Source organism: Planococcus notacanthi, from assembly GCF_030407825.1.
GTDB lineage: Bacteria > Bacillota > Bacilli > Bacillales_A > Planococcaceae > Planococcus > Planococcus notacanthi.
In genome coordinates this window covers 129177-148182 of record NZ_JASDCQ010000001.1, presented here as the reverse complement: position 1 = coordinate 148182, position 19006 = coordinate 129177, and the positions used below count along the sequence as shown (strand labels likewise).

15 protein-coding genes are annotated in these 19006 nt (G+C 44.6%); all 15 read right to left on the bottom strand.

Annotated elements, in window-relative coordinates; all coding sequences use genetic code 11:
* Positions 1-2 precede the first annotated feature (2 nt).
* The 15 genes from QMA01_RS00615 to rfbB all read right to left on the bottom strand — a co-directional run bounded on the left by QMA01_RS00615 (position 3) and on the right by rfbB (position 19004).
* A complete protein-coding gene (locus tag QMA01_RS00615; protein ID WP_290214089.1) occupies positions 3-728 on the bottom strand; it encodes a YveK family protein in 726 nt (241 codons plus the stop codon).
* A 249-nt stretch (positions 729-977) separates the two neighbouring features.
* On the bottom strand, positions 978-1691 hold the full coding sequence (locus QMA01_RS00610) for a sugar transferase (protein ID WP_301611061.1): 714 nt from the start codon (positions 1689-1691) through the stop codon (positions 978-980).
* A 19-nt stretch (positions 1692-1710) separates the two neighbouring features.
* Entirely contained in the window at positions 1711-3036 is a 1326-nt protein-coding gene (locus QMA01_RS00605; RefSeq protein ID WP_191713722.1) for a UDP-glucose dehydrogenase family protein, read from the bottom strand.
* A gap of 15 nt (positions 3037-3051) precedes the next feature.
* A complete protein-coding gene (gene galU / locus QMA01_RS00600) occupies positions 3052-3942 on the bottom strand; it encodes a UTP--glucose-1-phosphate uridylyltransferase GalU (protein ID WP_290214088.1) in 891 nt (296 codons plus the stop codon).
* Positions 3943-4196: 254 nt separating this feature from the next.
* On the bottom strand, positions 4197-5150 hold the full coding sequence (gene manA / locus QMA01_RS00595) for a mannose-6-phosphate isomerase, class I (RefSeq protein ID WP_191713720.1): 954 nt from the start codon (positions 5148-5150) through the stop codon (positions 4197-4199).
* 54 nt (positions 5151-5204) lie between these two features.
* Positions 5205-6590 carry a sugar phosphate nucleotidyltransferase gene (locus QMA01_RS00590; protein ID WP_203339193.1) on the bottom strand — a complete coding sequence of 462 codons (1386 nt, stop codon included), beginning with the start codon at positions 6588-6590 and terminating at the stop codon, positions 5205-5207.
* 421 nt (positions 6591-7011) lie between these two features.
* Positions 7012-8319, bottom strand: a complete 1308-nt coding sequence (locus QMA01_RS00585; RefSeq protein WP_290214087.1) for a glycosyltransferase family 4 protein — start codon at positions 8317-8319, stop codon at positions 7012-7014.
* 50 nt (positions 8320-8369) lie between these two features.
* A complete protein-coding gene (locus tag QMA01_RS00580; protein WP_290184217.1) occupies positions 8370-9479 on the bottom strand; it encodes a glycosyltransferase family 4 protein in 1110 nt (369 codons plus the stop codon).
* A gap of 66 nt (positions 9480-9545) precedes the next feature.
* The gene (locus QMA01_RS00575) at positions 9546-10925 is read right to left on the bottom strand and encodes a hypothetical protein (protein WP_290184215.1); all 1380 of its coding nucleotides are present in this window, start codon (positions 10923-10925) and stop codon (positions 9546-9548) included.
* A gap of 70 nt (positions 10926-10995) precedes the next feature.
* A complete protein-coding gene (locus QMA01_RS00570; protein ID WP_290184213.1) occupies positions 10996-11967 on the bottom strand; it encodes a glycosyltransferase family 2 protein in 972 nt (323 codons plus the stop codon).
* A gap of 36 nt (positions 11968-12003) precedes the next feature.
* Complete coding sequence (gene gmd, locus QMA01_RS00565; protein WP_191713714.1) at positions 12004-13068, bottom strand: GDP-mannose 4,6-dehydratase; 1065 nt, start codon at positions 13066-13068, stop codon at positions 12004-12006.
* An 11-nt stretch (positions 13069-13079) separates the two neighbouring features.
* On the bottom strand, positions 13080-14030 hold the full coding sequence (fcl, locus tag QMA01_RS00560) for a GDP-L-fucose synthase (protein WP_290184211.1): 951 nt from the start codon (positions 14028-14030) through the stop codon (positions 13080-13082).
* A 297-nt stretch (positions 14031-14327) separates the two neighbouring features.
* Complete coding sequence (locus QMA01_RS00555) at positions 14328-15803, bottom strand: MOP flippase family protein (protein ID WP_290214086.1); 1476 nt, start codon at positions 15801-15803, stop codon at positions 14328-14330.
* A gap of 21 nt (positions 15804-15824) precedes the next feature.
* Positions 15825-17939 carry a protein kinase family protein gene (locus tag QMA01_RS00550; protein ID WP_290214085.1) on the bottom strand — a complete coding sequence of 705 codons (2115 nt, stop codon included), beginning with the start codon at positions 17937-17939 and terminating at the stop codon, positions 15825-15827.
* 48 nt (positions 17940-17987) lie between these two features.
* Positions 17988-19004: a dTDP-glucose 4,6-dehydratase gene (gene rfbB / locus QMA01_RS00545; RefSeq protein WP_290214084.1), complete on the bottom strand. Its 1017-nt coding sequence runs from the start codon at positions 19002-19004 to the stop codon at positions 17988-17990.
* Positions 19005-19006 lie beyond the last annotated feature (2 nt).

Here is a 19006-nt window from a genome sequence, read left to right as displayed (position 1 = left end):
AGTTAAGCCTCCCTGCGTTTAAAAGCTATCGGCTCGTTTGCCGGGATGTCTTCTTCTTCATTCATCGGTGAGATGGCCCCCAAAACCGGGATGCCCAGTACATCATGAATGTCTTGTTCACCTCGGAGAGTTGTATCCAAATATTGGAGAATAAAGGCGACAGCTGCTCCAACGAGAAGCCCTACAACTGCTGCCAATAAAATATTCAATGGCGGATTCGGAGACACTGGTGTCTGATTATCCATCACGACGGCCTGCGACAAAATAAAAACATTGTCTACACCCATTAATTCAGTAACTTCCACTTCAAATATTTCAGCCGTCCGATTCGCTATTTCTACTGCTGCAGCCAAATCAGCATCATGCACCTGTATATTAAGGAGCTGGGAGCTTTCCGCAATTTCCACTGTCACTTTTTCTGCTAACTCTTCATAAGACATATCCAGCCCCAATTGGCTGATGACCTGTTCGAGTATGACCGGACTTCCAATGATTTCACTGTATGTACCCATCAATTGAAGATCAGTCTCGATGCTCAGATTGTCCAGGGCTGCTCCAGCTTGCTGCTGGCTGATCAGGAGTTGTGTAGATGTTTGGTAAATAGGGGTGATCATGTAATAAGACACTAATGCGGTTAAGACCATAAATGCAATCATGATGGTCAGGATCAATCGAATTCGATTCTTCAAAATTCCGTAAATTTCACGCAGGCTGATGGTTTCCATCATTTCGCCACCCCTCCTTTCAATGAAGAGAAATCTTAATCACGGGGACAAGGGATCTATTGTCGCTGTTTATATACCAAACCGGGCCTTTTAAATGGCGAATCGGTTTTTCGCTGATTACCCAGCTATGGGACATCAATTTGAATGTTTGATGTCCCAGGGCCGGCTTATTGTGAATGAGTAGCGACAATCAAAATATGTAATGCCCATGTGCCGGATAGCCCATGGTTTATGCAATCATCGCTCGCTTCGTCAATATGCATCTTTCGAACCGAACAATACGAGAATGGTCTTTAAAATCAACTTGATGTCCATCATCGTATTGCGGTTTCGGATATAATCCAGATCCATCTCAACCCACTCCTGGAAGCTGATATTGCTTCTTCCATTCACTTGCCAAAAACAAGTCAATCCAGGTGTCACGCTGATGCGCTGTTTTTCGTAGTTGGTGTATTGTGCTACTTCATCGGGGAGAGCGGGTCTTGGGCCGACGATGGTCATATCTCCATTCAATACGTTAACCAATTGCGGCAATTCATCGATGCTGGTCTTTCTGATGAACTTCCCGATTTTAGTGATTCGCGGATCGCTTTTGATTTTAAATACCGGTCCTGACGCCTCATTTTGCTTGAGCAACGAGGCTTTCAAATCTTCTGCATTGCAGACCATCGAACGGAATTTGTACATATTGAAGGTCTTGCCATGTTTTCCGACTCGTTTCTGCTTGAAGAATACAGGACCTTTAGGGTCCTCTATTTTAATCATCAAGCTCACGATCAGGAATAGGGGAATCAGGATAATCAGCCCCATCAGCGAACCAGCGATATCCAAAAAGCGTTTTGTATATAAATAGCCATTGCTGGTATTTGTTTTGACGCTCTCAAACACCATGTCACTGTATCTAGTATTCATATCCATTTCTTCTTTTTCAGGAGCGGACACTGACATTTGAATCACCACTTTCATCTTAAATTCACCTTATCAATCAGATGGGCGCTGCTTCAATCACCTTTGTAGCAACAGGTCTGCCGATTGAATGATATTCGATTCCATTGCTCTCCACAGCTTCCAATGAGAAACAATTTCTTCCATCAATAACGAGTGGCTTTTTCATGGTCTTGAATAGAGCCAGCTCAATATTTTTGATTTCATCCCAATCGGTCAATATCAGTGCAGCTTCACTATCGGCAATCGCTTCTTCAATTGAATCAGCATATTCAACAAGTGGGTTCAGGATGGACTTCGCATTTCCCATGGCAATCGGATCATAAGCAATTACATGCGCACCTTGTTTGATCAATTCTTCAGTAACCCGAATGGATGCTGATTCCCGCATGTCGTCAGTATTCGGTTTGAATGCCAGTCCAAGCACCGCTATTCTTTTGCCTGTAAGGATCGGCAGGCAGTCATTTAATTTCCCGATCAGAATCCCCTGCTGTTTTTTGTTGACATTGACTACACCTTTCAACAGCTCGAATTCATACTCGACATTCCCCGCAATTTGGATCAGGGCTTTTGTGTCTTTTGGAAAACAAGATCCTCCGTAGCCGATTCCTGCTTTCAGGAATTGGCTGCCGATTCGCTGATCCAGCCCCATGCCCGTTGATACATTCTCTATGTTGGCCCCCAATAATTCGCAAATATTGGAGATTTCGTTGATGAAACTGATTTTGGTCGCCAAAAATGCATTCGAGGCATACTTGATCATTTCTGCACTTTTGATATCCGTCTTGAAGATAGGGACGCCAAAAGGCTGATTGATCTGTTCAATGACATTGCTTGCATACTCGCTTTCCGCTCCGATCACAATACGGTCTCCATGGAACGAGTCATGGATCGCCGACCCTTCTTTCAGGAATTCAGGATTCGAAACCACTTCCATCTGCAGGTTCGCTGCCATATGCGATTGGATGGTCTGCTTGATCATGTCATTGGTGCCTACCGGAACGGTGCTTTTTGTCACCACAATTACATTTTGTTGAATATTTTCAGCGATATCACGTGCAGCCTGGATCACATAGGACATATCAGCAGATCCGTCATGGTTTTCGGGTGTACCCACCGCGATGTAGATCACATCCGAATGCTTAAGGCCTTGACGGTGGTCTGTTGTAAAACTTAAACGGTTTTCATTGATGTTTTTTGTCATCATTTCACTGAGACCGGGTTCATAGATAGGCGAAATCCCCTGTTGCATCTTAGCGACCTTGTCCTGGTTGACATCAATACAGGTTACATGATGGCCGATCTCAGACAGGCTCACACCTGTTACCAATCCGACATACCCAGTTCCTATTACCGAAATCTTCATACGGACGCCCCCAACTTAAAATAATGGTGAAGCTGATTTCTCAGCCATCAATTCTTTAATGATGCTTTCCACGTCTTTTCCGAATTCCGGGCTTTCCAAAGCGAATTCGATGGTTGTCCGCAGGAACCCTAGCATCTCGCCTACGTCGTAGCGTTTTCCTTCAAAATCATATGCGTAAACTTTTTTCAGTTCATTGAGTTTTTGGATGGCGTCCGTCAATTGAATTTCTCCTCCTGCACCAGCTTGCTGGGTGCCCAGGAAATCGAAAATTTCAGGAACCAGAATATAGCGTCCCATTATCGCCAGGTTGGAAGGAGCTGTTCCTGGCTTTGGTTTTTCTACGTAATTGCTGACCTCATAGCAGCGTCCATCGACCGCACTCGGATCAATGATGCCGTAACGATGTGTTTCCTGATCAGGGACTTGCTGGACACCGATAATGGAAGACTGCATTTTGTCGTATTGGTCGATCAATTGTTTGAGACATGGTTTATCCGCTTTAACAATGTCATCTCCCAGCAATACCGCAAACGGTTCATTGCCGATAAATTTACGTGCACTCCAGACTGCATGCCCTAAGCCCTTCGGTTCTTTCTGGCGGATGTAGTGAATCTCCACGTTTGAGGTATGCTGAACTTTTTCAAGAAGATCAAATTTTCCTTTTCTGAACAAATTGTCTTCCAGCTCGAAGTTTTTATCGAAATGATCTTCAATGGCGCGCTTGCCTTTCCCCGTTACGATGATGATGTCTTCTATCCCGGAAGCAATTGCTTCTTCGACAATGTACTGGATTGTCGGTTTGTCTACGATCGGCAACATTTCTTTGGGCATTGCCTTTGTCACTGGAAGAAATCGAGTGCCAAGCCCCGCTGCTGGAATAATTGCCTTTGTCACTTTCTTTGCCATAAACTCCACCCGCCTTTGATAGTTTCCGAATCCTCGATTCCTATCTCTACGAATGGGACAGAATAAGTTTTTTGTACACAAAACCCTCAAATATTGTCCCATTGTAACATCGATAGTCCCCGAAATATAGTTCAAGTATTAAGAATTTTTAATTTTAACAGAATAAATAGTTTTAAATACCTATTTTCCATCAATTAAATACACTTATCTACCGTGATTTATATATTTTAATATTCTGATAATTTAAGACGGTTTTAAGTATGGGATACAATCATTTCGAGCTCGCCATCGATGAAATAATTTCCGATCGTCGCCGGCACGATGAAGTTGTCGCCCTTTTTCACCGTCGAGACGCTTTCTTCTGTCACAATCTGCCCTGAACCACTGATGACACTAACCAACAGGAACGCGGTGGTTACCGGTACTTCAACTTTTCCGCCCAGCATCCAATGGTAGACAGTGAAGTATTCCCCTTCAACCAAACGGGTTGATTGCAGGTTATTCAGCTGTTCCTTCAGGTTCTCCTGCATGACCTGCTGATGCGGACAGGTCATGACCGCCATTGCTTCCTCTAAATGAAGCTCCCGCTTTTTGCCTTCCTGATCGACACGGTCGTAATCGTACAGACGGTAAGTAATATCAGAACTTTGCTGAGTTTCAAGAATCACGATGCCTTTTCCGATGGAATGCAAGGTGCCACTCGGAACATAGACAAAATCGCCTTTTTTCACTTTAATGCGCTGAAACAGCTTTTGCCATTCACCTTTGCTGACCAATTCCTGAAACTCTTCACGGGACTTGGCTTGATGGCCGATAATAATCTCAGCACCTTCTTCACAATCCAGAATATACCAGCATTCTGTCTTGCCATAGGGCATTTGCGCTTTCTCTTTGGCGTATGCATCATCCGGATGCACCTGCACAGACAACTGGTCATTGGCATCCAAAATTTTCACCAATAACGGAAAATCACTGCCAGTTGTTTCTGAGCCGAATAAACCAGGATAGTTCCGCCAAACCTCCAGCAGGCTCATCCCTTTTAATTCACCGTTCATGACAATCGACGGTCCATTTTCATGGGCAGAGATGACCCATGCTTCTCCAGTGGTTTCTGAAGGAATATCATAATCGAATAGTTTCTGAAGCTTCTCTCCACCCCAAATGCGTTCCTGAAAAACCGGTTTTAAGAAAACGGGCTCCTTGTACATAATCTTCCCTCCCACTATGGAAATGACAAGCAAATCATATGCGCTGCCCATCCATTATCCGTGGCGGGCGGTTTGGCGTACTTTGCAGATCGCTTCTATTTCTTCCCACTCATTGGATGTGCGGTAGATGTCTTCTTCGATCAGCTCACTGCCTGTCTGTACTTCGATGATTTCCATATTGGTCGTCGCTTTTAAAGTATGTTTAGCGCCTAACGGAATATGGATGACATCTCCTGTTCTGACGTGGCTCAATTGATCATTGAATACAAAAATCCCTTCCCCTTTAACGATCGTCCATACTTCGCTGCGTTTATAATGCATCTGATAACTGAGGTTTTTTCCGGCGTTTATGCCCAGGCGTTTGATCAGCACTTCGTTGCCTTCTGCGTAGCGCGTGTACTCCAATACACGGTACCAACCCCAACGGCGTTCCTCATACATCGGACGGTTGTTGAAGCCTTCAACGTATTCCTTCACCTTGGTGCTGGCGTCTTTGTCTGTAACCAAAATGCCATCCGGACTCGCAGCAACCACCACGTTATCCAATCCCAGTAACGTAATCGGAATATCCAATTCATTGACAATGTGTGAGTTTTCCACTCCTTTGCCAATGATTCCTTTTCCCGTTACCTGGACCGCCATTTCTTCCGTCAGCGTATTCCACGTCCCTAAATCCTTCCAATACCCGTCGTAAGGCAAGGAGATGATATGTTCTGCACGCTCGACCACTTCATAGTCAAAACTGTTTTTAGGCAAACGGTGATAGTTTCTGAGCAACTGGGAATACTCAATCGGCATTCCTCTTTCTTTCAGCAAGCCGATAATATACCCCAATTTAAAAGCGAATACCCCACAATTCCATAAGGCATTCTTTTCAATCAATTCTTCCGCCTGCTGTTCCGTCGGTTTTTCTTTAAAGTAATCAACCGTCAAATAGGAATCGTGCGACTGGCTGTCCGGAATAATATAGCCATACTTTGCAGAAGGATAAGTCGGCTTTACACCCATCAATGCCAAATCGGCACCGGATGAAAGCAGGACTTCTTCCAGATCTTGAACACGATTGAAAAAGCGGTTTTCAACGTATGGATCGACCGGCAGCATCCCAACCACTTCATCCAATCCGCATTTTTGGACAGAATATAGATAAACTGCTGCCAAGGCGATTGCAGGGAAAGTGTCTCTTCTCTCGGGCTCAGTTACTACATGTACATCCTGGCCTAATTGAGCTTTTATCATATCCACCTGCGAACTGCTTGTGGCAATAATAGAGTTTTCAGCCATGCCCGTTTCTTCTATTTGCTTCCAGACACGCTGCACCATTGAAACCTTATTGCCCTCCTCATCACTTAAAACCTTGAGGAACTGTTTTGAGCGCGCATCATTGGATAGCGGCCATAGGCGTTTTCCCGATCCCCCTGATAACATTACTAATCGCATATTACGTCCTCCTTCTCCATCTGCAACTCTAAGTTGTGGATGGTTCATATTAATCACGCTTTTCAGAAAATATAATTAACCAAAAAAACTTATAGGTAATATATACCTGTAACAAAAACGAAGTAATCATATTTTCACATCAATTGAAAAAGGTATACCCGTATTATATATATAAATACCTAATAATTCAATATAATTTTCTAATTAATTAGAAATGTCAGATATATTTACCTATTTTATAACCCGGAACCTTTGAAATCAATAGGTTAATAGTTATTTAATTTTTCTGTTTTTTTAGAAATTATAAACATTAAAATTTTTAATTGAAACTAATAGACTGTCAAATTTTTCATCCCTTAACTATCTGCACACAAAAAAAACCGTCTCTCCTGTTTTAGAGAGACGGTTCGAAAAAGGATATTCACTTTTTATTGATCACTTCATTATACGGATCCGCTTGATAAGCCGCCTCCAGTTGGGGAGTACCAGCGACTTCCTGGAAGACAGACCGATACTTATTGATGGATGTATCCCGCGTCAAATTCTCTTCAAGATAAACGCGCCCTTTGAGTCCCATCGCCTTCAATTCATTCGGATCCAGGCTTCGCAAATATTGGATTGCATGGACGACTCCTCGATAATCCTGGGGTTCAATGACCACACCTGCGCCACTTTCAAAAATCAGGCGCTGCACTTCACTGCCTTGTTCCAGAACGCCCAACACCGGTTTCCCAGCAGCCATGACCCCGTAGATTTTGCTTGGCACCGAAACCCCTTTGATGCCTTTTTGATTGACCACCAGATGGACGTCTGCCGCATTCAACGAATACTTAAGAAATTCTTTGGGCTGATACGGCAGGAACTTGACGTTTTCAAGTTGGTTTTCAGCCGCGTAATCCTGTATCCGTTGTTTTACAGCACCTTCACCGATAAACAAAAAGACAATATCGGGCTGGTCCGTAAATTCTTTGGCAACTTGGATTAAATTCTCCAAGTCATAGTATAGGCCAAGATTTCCGGAATACATAACGATGAATTTATCCTGCAGCCCATTAGTCTCCAAAAACTCACGGATAGCTGGTTCGTCTTTGTCCAGCGGCACCACGGCTTCTTCATCGGTCCAATTGCTGATGACGGTATGAGGCGGCACCTTTTGGCCGACAAAGCGCCCTTTCAAGGTTTCAGCCATATCTTCACCCACCAGCAGCACTTGGTCCGCGTAGCTGCAATTCAATTTATCGACAGCTTTGGCGATTTTAAAGACGGTCTGGTTATTCGTATAAGCAACTGCTGCCGCCTGTTCCGGATTAAAATCATGGACGCTGTAAATATGGCGCGAACGCTTCAGGAACTTGCCGATGGTACCGATCAAACCGCCCAATACCGGCGGCTGCGAAATCGTGAAAATGACATCCGTCCCTTTTTCCTTCAGCAAAGCGATATTCGCCAATAAAAAATAGGACGAAATGTATTTCATCCGACTGACTTTGGAATTCTTATCGACCTCAGGCAGTTTGATCCGGACCACTTTGATGCTCTCCAGATAATCCACCTCGAATAAGCGGTTGCTATCATGGTTTTCTCCGGCATATCCCGGCTGCGCGGCAATAACCGTAATATCAAAATTATTTTGGAGGCGTCCCGTCAACTCTGTCATTAATTGGCTGGTCGCTGCGAGATCCGGATAGAAATAATTGATGACAAAGGTGATCTTTTTTTTACGTAGCATTCTGAGCCTTCCTTTCCCGAAGAACATGCCGCAATACGTGCAGTCTTCCTTTAAAGTTCATCAAAAATAGCGATTAACGAATCGGTGTATTTATCTTCCGTGTAGAACGCTTCAAATGTATCCCTGCTCACTTTTCCAAGGCGAAGGCGTTCTGCATCATCCGTCACCAAATTCTTAATAGCGGATTTGACGCCTTCGACAGTCGGCTCGATAATGACGCCGCAATCTTTAATGAGTTCGGCGATAATTCCTCGGTCTGATGAAATGATCGGCAACCCGGCCGCCATCCCTTCAATGATGGACATGGGCTGTCCTTCCACTTTGTACTTGGTGGGCAAGGCCATCATATCCGATTCCAGGAAAAAGCGTTTTTTCTCTTCGCCTTGTTTAAGCCCATGGTATTGGATGTGTTCTTCCATGTCATTTGTTTGAATATACTGTTTCACTTCCTGGAATTCGGTTTCATTTTGAATCCCCCCAACCAGGTCCAGCCGCAGATTATGCCCTTCTTTAACTAAGGCAGTTGTCGCTTTGATCAATTCCACATAACCTTTTTCAAACATCAGGTTGCTTAAATACAATAACGAAATAGGTCCTGTTTTTTTACGTTGCCCCACTTCATCTTTAAGGATGAAATCTTCCGGAATGCCGTTGGATACGACTTCTACACGGTCGACGTAGCCACGGTAATTGGGGGCCAACTTACCGCCCAATACAATGCCAACATCAATTTTCTTCAATGAATTGATGATGAACTTTTGGGCGATCCCGGAAGTCGCATCAATCGTGCCGCCTAAATTATTGCCATGCAGATGCGTCACCACTTTCCCGCGCCCCAATAATTTGCATGCTTGGATCATGACGCAATCCCGCAGTAAGCCCATTTTCGTCTGGGAAATGGAAATGTACAAAATCGGATTTTTCATCACGGCCGATAAAAAACCGGAGTAAAGAATCGCCAAGGTATCGGTCAACAATTTATCAAAAGAAAGAGCCCCCGGATGTTCAAAATCCTTCCGGCTCAAGTTGATTTTCTTCACTTTATACCGCTGGTGAAGTTTTTCGGATTTGTACAAAGACTGCAAAGCGATACTCTCTCCCAAAATGGGAGGAGGAAGCGGGCCTACAAAGATTAAATTCCCTTTTTTTACTCCAGCCATACTGACTCACCTCTCATTGAATGACATCTGCCTGCCAAAGAATTTCATGGACAAGCAGGGAATTACCTATGCATGTGGATCAGTGGATTTCAATGCAGGCTTGTCCACCAAATCTTTTTCAAAAGATGCAATGACCAGATACAGGATGATGAAAATCGGCATGATGATGATCAACGGCTTGATATAATAGATATAGCCGTACCAGAACACTCGGGCAATCGTCAGCACAATCCAGTAATACCCCAGAGCCATCCCCATATTGCCGAAAAATTTCTTCAGCAAGATCGCCGGTACAAACAGAACAGCATAAGTTGCAAAAGGTGCCACGATCAATCCGATAACCTCAAAATTCAAATAGTATTCCCCGTAGACAAACAATCCATAATTGGTATGGATCAGCGATGCCACCAAGTGGGCCGCCTGTGGACTTTGCGCCTCGATTCCAAAGAACGAAGGAATCAACTGCGGAATATAGTCGATGAGCGTATTATAGTTGCCATACGTATGTGTCACTTCCATTGCAGCGGCTGTCGAATAGACAAGGTCTTGTACAGTGGGATAGTTGATGAGCATGAAGAACGATTCCGTAATGGCTTCCACGTCAAAAATCAACCCAGTATGCCGAACCAGCCCCAAATAGGAGAAGACCAGCAAACCGCCGACAATCAATGCCGCTTTTTTAAAAGAGAACTTCGACCGGATGACATCCGCTTTTTTGGTAGCTGTCAGAAGCAGATACAGGATCAGCAACAAGCCCAAGATATCAACTCTGGCATAATGCGCGAGCAGCCAAAAAGGTACAAACAGAATGGCGAACTTACGGATCGCACTGCCTTTGACGCCCATCAACACGAAGAAATACGAGATGACGACCACAGAGTTCCAGGCATTTCCGGGAAGCAGGCTGGGCGACATCTCATGATAGGCCTTCCCCGGCAGATCCGGCAAATAAATAATGGAAGAAACGATGGCTACTGCACTGAAAAACCAGGTAGCCAATAAGCTTTGGACCGTCCCTGAATAAAACGCCAAAATCTTCGCATCGTAACTGCGGTATGTTTTATTGGTCAGCCACAGCAGAATTGACCAGATATAGTAGAAAAACAAGGCACCGAATGCCAATGTGTAGAAATGTTTTTCAATGAGATGGGTGCGGTCATTGAATAATGGCTGCACTTCTCCTACTGGCCCGAAACCCAATATGCTGATGATCGGCAAAAATAGCAGGACCAGCGAAAAAGTGGCAAATCCCACCTTAAAGACATAAATATCTAAAAGGAATTTAAAGGAAAAAATAATTAAAATGAACAAGTTCCACGGATCTTCTGGATTGAAAACCTGGCCTATACGAAGCAGATAATAAATCACAGAAATCCCGGTTAATAAATTGACGATGATATACAGGACTTTTTCAAATCGATCATCGGCCTCAAGTTGTTTTTCCATCGTCTCAGTCCTTTATTCGTGATGTCCTTTTCCCGATTGCCAACCGCACACTTTCCGGCTACTTCAATCCTCAGGACGGAGTAGTTACGGATAACAGCTGGGATTTCCTGTTGTTTTTTTTGGATTGCGTATAAAGATAAGATAAGATCTTCATATTCAAAAAAGTCGACAGATAGTAGAACAGGAACTTCAATGAGGTACGATTATTCTTAAATCCTTCTGCCAATACGTTGCGTGACAGCCGAACGGTTTCTTTGTTTCCGCTGATGATGGCGGTCCTGAAAATCACTTTCCAAATGGTTAACGTAAAACGATGAAAAGTCGATTTGGACTGTTTTTTCGCCAATTCTTTATACTTTTCAAAAATACTCATATGCCCAGTCAGCACCGACTTTTTATTGGTGGTGATCCGCTCGCCGCTGTGGTGATAGAATAGCACCAGGCTTTCTTTAACAAAATCGAATTTTGTCACCTGCGCCAGTCTTATGTATAAATCCCAATCCTGGCAACTCGGCAAACTGGCATCAAAGCCCTGCACCTGATCCAACACTTCCCTCTTCACCAAAACCGACGATGTGGTATCAATGCAATTGGATTCAAACAGTTTGGGCAAAATTTCCCCTTTGTATGCCGGAACGATTTTACGGGTAGGCTGGTTGTGTTCGTCGACAACCTGCACTCCCGTATAAACCACTCCAACATCGGGCTGGCCTTCAAATTGTTTGAGCTGCCTTTCCAATTTATCCGGCAGCCATTGGTCATCCGAATCCAAAAAGCCGATAAAACTCCCCGTGGCTTGTTTGATTCCAGTGTTTCTGGCTTCCGATCCACCTTTGTTAGTGTCGTGTCTGAGATAGATGATGCGCTCATCATCCATCCCCCTCACGACTTCAGCCGTATCATCTGTCGAGCAATCATCGATGATGATGATTTCGAAGTTCTGATGACTTTGGTTTTCCAGGCTTTCTATTGCTTTTTTCAGCAACTCCGAACGATTATACGTCGGAATAATCACACTGACTTTATCATTTAAGGTCACCATTAGATTTCCCCCCACCCGATAAGGAACCCGCTTAGATCAGTACTCAGTGATGGCACTTTTTTCTTCTTTCAACAAATTGCAATCGTGTGTCACCATGATTTCCACGAGTTCTTCAAACGATGTGGAAGTCGGGTTCCACCCAAGCAGTTTTTTCGCTTTTGAAGGATCCCCCAACAGCAACTCGACCTCTGCTAAACGGAAGTAGTCAGGATTTACTTCAACCACCACTTCACCCGTTTTCACATTAATGCCTTTTTCGTCAATTCCTTCACCTTGCCATTCCACTTCAATCCCTGCATGTTTAAAAGCCAGCGTCGCAAATTCACGGACAGTATGCATTTCCCCGGTGGCAATCACGAAATCTTCCGGTGTTTCATGCTGAAGAATCAGCCACATGCATTCTACGTAATCTTTGGCATAGCCCCAGTCGCGTTTGGCGTCCAGGTTGCCCAACAATAGTTTTTCCTGTTTGCCATGGGCGATGCGGGCAGCCGCCATCGTGATTTTGCGCGTTACGAACGTTTCGCCACGGCGTTCCGATTCATGGTTGAAGAGGATGCCATTCACGGCGAACATATCATATGACTCCCGGTAATTTTTTGTAATCCAATAACCGTATAGCTTCGCTACGCCATAAGGTGAACGTGGGTAAAACGGCGTGGTTTCCCTTTGTGGGACCTCCTGCACTTTGCCGTATAGTTCAGAAGTCGAAGCCTGGTAGATGCGCGTCTTTTTCTCCAAACCTAGGATGCGGACCGCTTCCAGGATGCGCAACGTGCCAATACCATCAACGTCTGCTGTATATTCCGGCGTTTCGAACGACACTTTGACATGAGACATCGCTGCCAAGTTGTAGATTTCGTCTGGTTTGATTTCACTGATCAACCGGATGATATTCGAGGTATCAGTCATATCCCCATAATGGATATAAAAATTCTCACTCGACTTCAATTCTTCAATATACAAATGTTCGATGCGGCTGGTGTTGAAGCTTGAACTGCGGCGAATAATGCCATGAACCTCATAACCCTTCTCCAATAAGAAATCCGATAGAAACGATCCATCCTGCCCGTTAACTCCAGTAATCAATGCTTTCTTCATGATTTTCCCCCTCAATTCGTCATCATTGTATTTTTTTCTATATTTTCCAAGAACCATGTATAGGCCATTTCCAATCCTTCATCCAACGAGATTTTCGCTGTCCAGCCAAGGTCCTTCAGGCGATTGACATCGACCAGCTTTCGTGGAGCGCCATCCGGTTTGGAAGCATTAAAGACGATTGCCCCGGAGTAACCGACTGTTTTTCCGATTTTCTCTGCGAGCTCTTTGATGGAAATGTCTTTGCCCATCCCAACATTGACCAAATCACTGCCATTGTACGTATTCATCAAATAAATCGCAGCATCCGCCAAGTCATCCGAATAGAGGAATTCACGTTTCGGTGTCCCGGTTCCCCACACTTCAACAGTCGGCGCATTGTTCAATTTAGCTTCATGGAATTTCCGGATCAGTGCCGGCAAAACATGGGAGCTGTTCAAATCAAAGTTATCATTTGGTCCGTATAGATTGGTCGGCATGATGGAAATGAAATTTGTCCCATGCTGCCGGTTATAGGCCTGACACATTTTGATTCCCGCAATTTTCGCAATGGCATAAGCTTCATTGGTCGGCTCGAGTTCGCCGGTCAATAGTGAATCTTCCCGCATCGGCTGCGCCGCCAACTTCGGATAGATGCACGTGCTGCCAAGGAACAACAGCTTTTTGACATGGTTCTGATGGGCTGCGTCAATGACGTTGGTTTGAATCATTAAATTATCCCGGATAAAGTCTGCCGGAAAATCATTGTTCGCTACAATGCCTCCCACTTTCGCTGCTGCCAGAAACACATATTCCGGCTGTTCCTCTTCGAAGAATGCATCCACCTGATCACGCTTCGTCAAATCCAGTTGCCCACTGGTCCGGAACACAAGATTGGTGTAACCATTTTCCTGCAAATTTCTTGTAATCGCCGATCCCACTAAGCCTCTATGCCCCGCCACGTAAATCTTTGAATCCAAATTCATAATTACCCCACCTTTTTCTCAGCGAATGCCATAGATAATTTATGGATGCTGGTGTCTTTTTTGATGTTTATATACAGCTATGAATAAATAAAAAATCAAAAGATATCAATATACCCAAGACTATATACTTATTAATTGATTTTATTTTTCCATTCTACCATACAATAGTCTAAATATTACAGATTATTTTGATTATTTGATAATTAATATTATTTTTATTTTTCCGCACCAGATACTTCCATACAATTACCGAGTATCTGTTTATTTTTAATGAAGCAAGTTTATTGCAACGAGTGCTTATGCCCCTTTAACCGCTGTCCGCTTTTGAAAAAAGCTCTTTATTTCCACCACCAATTCGCGTTGATTGAAAATCAGCAACAAACCATACACCAGCATGCCGATCAAGGCGTCAATAACAATGATGGCGATTGGTCCGACTCCTGTTAACTGGGCGTTGATGGCGTATAAAGGAGCCAGCATAATAACCGAGTGGGCCATCGGTTTGACGATCGACATCGTCAACTCACCTAAGCTTTCACCGATAATGTGACGGATTCGCACAAAATAACTGACGTAGAACAGTACCAGCCTCAGCAAACCAACCGACAACGCCACCACGAAGATGTTGCCGGATAAACTGGACAGGAAAACGACGGCGGGTATGATCCCCAATTGAGCCAGCTGCCAGTAAAAGCTCCACCTTACTTTTCCAACGGCGATAAATAAGCTGCCGCTCGGATTTCCCAATGCCTTGAACAAAGCATAGAGGCAAAGGATTTGAATGATCAAAATGCTTTGTTGCCATTCTTCTCCAAGCAAAAGCGGCACAGCATAAGGAGCCAAGACAATCACTCCTGCCAGCAGAGGGGCATTAAAAGTAGTCAGCATATTGGTGATCAACAGATAAGCTCTGCGCAACTTGGCGCTGTCCAGCTGAATTTTTGAAAATACCGGAAACGCTACCCGATTGATCATCGAATTCAATTTCTGGACAGGCTGCATGATCAGGTTCATGGCCATACTGTAATAACCCAGTGCCACCGACCCCAATGTGATGCCGATGATCACCTGATCGATTTTTGTAGTGAAATAATTGATGCTCGTTGATCCGAGCCGGTACATGCCGAATGAAACGAAACCTTTGATGGCATTCCACGAAAATACGAACTGCGGCCTGGTTTCCGGATTTCGGTAACCGCCGACCACCCACGGGACACTTCTGACCAGCGACATGGCAATATGTCCGTACACCAGTGACCACGCACCAAGCGTTGTAAAGGCTGCCAAATAAATGGTCAGCAGCACACCGATTGCCGTCGCCAGGATTTCGTTTTTGGTGATTTGGGTGAACTCCAGTTTTTTTGTAGCAAGCGTCTGGAACTGCAGGCCGAACGGCAAGATCAAAAAGCTGATGCCGACTACTTGAATCATTGGTGTCAGGCTAGGCTCATCAAACAACAGGGCAATAACAGGCGCCGCTATCAATAAAACGAGAAACAGCACCAGCCCGACGAAAATGGAAAACCAGTAGAGACTGGACAGTTCGAGTTTAGAAATTTTTTCTTTTTGGATAATGGCATCCGTGATGCCCATCTCCAGGAACAATTGCGAAAACTGGATGACGATCTGCACCATGGCGATCAGCCCAAAGACAGCTGGCCCCAGCACCCTCCCCAAAATCAGCAACTGGCCGATCTGCAGGATACTCGTTGCGAGCATCGATATTGAAGTGAGCTTGACGCTGCTCACCGCTTGGTTTTTTAAAGACGCCATAGGCCATTCCTCTAATCGCGTTTAATATAATATCTTTTTCCACATATTGCGGCGTTGCTTTGGAAATATCCCGTATGGCTTATCTTCCGTAAAATCTTCCGGAAACCCATTCAAGTCGAACGATTCACGGACATCCAAAGGCTTTTCTTCATATTGATAAAGAAATTCGAAATCGATGAGTTTCAACCCTTCAGATGTCAAAAGGATATTGCCCGGATGGAAATCGATCAGTGCGTACCCTTTGTTGTAGAAGAATTCATTGATCTTGAAAATCTCCTGTTTATGCTTCCGCTTCAGAATCTGCTTTTTGATGTGCCAGCTTTCTGTCACTTTATTGGTCTTTAAGTATGGAACGATGATGTAGTTCTCGCCGCTGTCGATCAGCTTCGGAATAAAATCACATTCCTTGCTCAATTCGCCATAGACAAACTTTTCACGTTCCAAAAACCGTTCTTTGCCCGCTTTATAGGTTTTCTTTACCGCTTTTCCTCCTTGGTACTCAATGACTTCCACTTTGGCGCGCCGCTTTTTTTCAGACACGTCCGCTATCACTTTTTCCGGCGTCCGGTAAGCATTGTCCCATTCAGTGACAATCGCTTCAATATCACCAATGAGGTCCGGTGCGACTGCAGAAATATAATCCAAAGCTTCAATTTCATCGTCAGCGCTGTGAAGCGGATTGGCCCGCTCATCTTTGGATAAGGAAAAATTGATTTCCGAACGCAACTGCTCTTTCAGCAAATAATGTTCATTCGAGACATGCGGGTATTTTTTCTTCATCTTTGCACTTAACGGTTTCGGGTGGTAATCATACATGACCAGCAAAGTCGACGGCTTGCCGCCGCTCACTGGCCATGGACCTTGCCCCCAATTACCGCCGCGCATGCTTTGGGAGGCATTTCTTTTCTGTTCTTCATCCAATTTGACCGCCCGAATCAGGCACAGGCCGTTGCGCTCAAACCAATCGATGATCTTATGGGTCAACTGCCGCTCTTCCGCCCATTCCCGCACAACAAATACCATCAGTTCCCCATCTTTTTCAAAATTGTGCTCATTTGATTTGATGGTCGACTCGAGCCAGCTGCCACTGACGCCGATCAGTTTCCGGATCGTGTCAGTCGACGGCGCCCACCCTTCTTCTTCAAGAAAATGATGGAAATATTCCAGGCTGATTTCTTCCAGCCTGTCATCCGTTTGGACAGCAAGGTCCTGGAGGACTCCCGGATAATCATGATCCTGCGGAATCTTTTTGACGACACCTCCAGCCTTGGCTGGAATCCCTGATTTCTCGCCTTTGTGGTAAACCGCATGGTACATGAGGCTAAGAAAATAATGCCGTTTAGACGGAATAAAATACTTGCTGTTCCACAATTCTTTTTGATCCAGAATCGTTTCCGCGATGTAAGGCGGATAATAGGCGATATTATTGAAGTTGCTTCCCGGCAACCCGCCTGCACTATAAATATCAAACGGCAATATGCCGACTTTTTCATTTAACAAGTCTCTGACTTTTTCGATATGGGTGTCTGAAACCAACAAGTCCACGTCTTCATCCAGATCCAAAAAAGGCAATTCATCAAACCAGCGCAAAATGACGTAATCCAGTTTCCGCTCATTCAACAAATCGAAAAAATTTTCCAATCCCAATTCAGGAGATAGGTATTGCCGAGCTGCCTTTTCTTTCCGGTGATTGCGCTTGAAGACGATAACGGTCCGGGTTTCACCTGCACCGCCGGCAAACGCTTCAAAATGAAAAGACCATTTTTTCTTTCTGGCCAGTTTATATGCCCAAAGCGGCAGGAAGCTGGCACGGTCAATGATTTTGGACGGAACAAACAAGATCACATCCGCAGAAGAATGAAATGCATTTTTCAGATCCATAAAATCAGCCCGGTTGATGATTAATACTTCTGCATTGTTTTTATAGGTCAACGTCTTTTCATTCGCGTAATACAGATCAGGATCCCGGCTGCCCATTGGCTCGCCTGTACAGATCCCCAAATAATTTTTATAACCCGAAGCTGCCAACTGTTTTTTCAGGCCGCTGGTTTCAGCATTGAATTCCAGGACTTTCACTGCCTGTTTATCCGGATACAATTTCCTTATATATTCACTGATTGTCGACTGATTGCTCAAGCTGCTCTTCCCCCTTGTCCACCGGCATACAACATCTGGCCCATCTCTCTATTTGCGTGCATATTGCCTATTGAAGTATTGCTGGTATTCTCCACTGATGATTTTTTCCCACCATTCCTTGTTTTCAAGAAACCAATCAACGGTTTGGGCAATGCCTGTTTCAAAGTCATAAACCGGTCGCCATCCCAATTCTTCGATTTTCGTTGGATCGATGGCGTATCGTTTATCATGGCCTAAACGGTCTTCGACAAATTCAATCAACTCATCGGTCTTCCCTAAAGCCCGAATGATGGTGCGCACCACTTCAAGATTGGTCATCTCATTGTGGCCGCCGATATTATACACTTCGCCGACCGTTCCACTATGCATCACCAAATCGATCGCCGAGCAATGATCCAGCACATGGAGCCAGTCACGGACATTTTTGCCGTCGCCGTAAACCGGAACTTTTTGGTCATTCAGCACCCGTGAAATCGTCAATGGAATCAATTTTTCCGGAAAATGGTACGGGCCGTAATTATTGGAGCAGCGCGTAATATTGACCGGCAGCCCATACGTTTCGTGATAAGCCCGGACCAATAGATCCGAAGATGCTTTGCTGGCACTGTACGGGCTATTAGGCTGGATCGGTGTTTCTTCCGTAAAGAATGTTGTGGGATCGAAGCTCAGTTCGCCATATACTTCATCAGTCGAGACATGGACGAACTTTCGGACTTCCGCCGATTTAGCAGCGTCCAGCAACACTTGCGTGCCCAGCACATTGGTTCGGATAAATACTTCCGGATCTGTAATCGACCGATCGACATGGCTTTCAGCAGCAAAGTGGACGACATAAGTAAAATCCACCCGTTCGAATAATTCGCCCACTGCCTGTCGGTCAGCGATATCGATGTGTACAAAACTGTAGTTTTCTTTGTTTTCGATCTGCTGATGCTTTGTCAGATCTCCTGCATACGTCAGCAAATCCAGATTATAAATATGGTATTGCGGATATTTCTCGACCATGTATTGGACAAAGTTCCCTCCAATAAATCCCGCTCCGCCGGTTACTAGTATATTTTCCATGG

Bases quoted from the DNA above. Each gene is read 5' to 3' on its own strand.
- QMA01_RS00615 (WP_290214089.1), bottom strand. From the start codon at position 728: ATGATGGAAACCATCAGCCTGCGTGAAATTTACGGAATTTTGAAGAAT.
- QMA01_RS00610 (WP_301611061.1), bottom strand. From the start codon at position 1,691: ATGAAAGTGGTGATTCAAATGTCAGTGTCCGCTCCTGAAAAAGAAGAA.
- QMA01_RS00605 (WP_191713722.1), bottom strand. From the start codon at position 3,036: ATGAAGATTTCGGTAATAGGAACTGGGTATGTCGGATTGGTAACAGGT.
- galU (WP_290214088.1), bottom strand. From the start codon at position 3,942: ATGGCAAAGAAAGTGACAAAGGCAATTATTCCAGCAGCGGGGCTTGGC.
- manA (WP_191713720.1), bottom strand. From the start codon at position 5,150: ATGTACAAGGAGCCCGTTTTCTTAAAACCGGTTTTTCAGGAACGCATT.
- QMA01_RS00590 (WP_203339193.1), bottom strand. From the start codon at position 6,590: ATGCGATTAGTAATGTTATCAGGGGGATCGGGAAAACGCCTATGGCCG.
- QMA01_RS00585 (WP_290214087.1), bottom strand. From the start codon at position 8,319: ATGCTACGTAAAAAAAAGATCACCTTTGTCATCAATTATTTCTATCCG.
- QMA01_RS00580 (WP_290184217.1), bottom strand. From the start codon at position 9,479: ATGGCTGGAGTAAAAAAAGGGAATTTAATCTTTGTAGGCCCGCTTCCT.
- QMA01_RS00575 (WP_290184215.1), bottom strand. From the start codon at position 10,925: ATGGAAAAACAACTTGAGGCCGATGATCGATTTGAAAAAGTCCTGTAT.
- QMA01_RS00570 (WP_290184213.1), bottom strand. From the start codon at position 11,967: ATGGTGACCTTAAATGATAAAGTCAGTGTGATTATTCCGACGTATAAT.
- gmd (WP_191713714.1), bottom strand. From the start codon at position 13,068: ATGAAGAAAGCATTGATTACTGGAGTTAACGGGCAGGATGGATCGTTT.
- fcl (WP_290184211.1), bottom strand. From the start codon at position 14,030: ATGAATTTGGATTCAAAGATTTACGTGGCGGGGCATAGAGGCTTAGTG.
- QMA01_RS00555 (WP_290214086.1), bottom strand. From the start codon at position 15,803: ATGGCGTCTTTAAAAAACCAAGCGGTGAGCAGCGTCAAGCTCACTTCA.
- rfbB (WP_290214084.1), bottom strand. From the start codon at position 19,004: ATGGAAAATATACTAGTAACCGGCGGAGCGGGATTTATTGGAGGGAAC.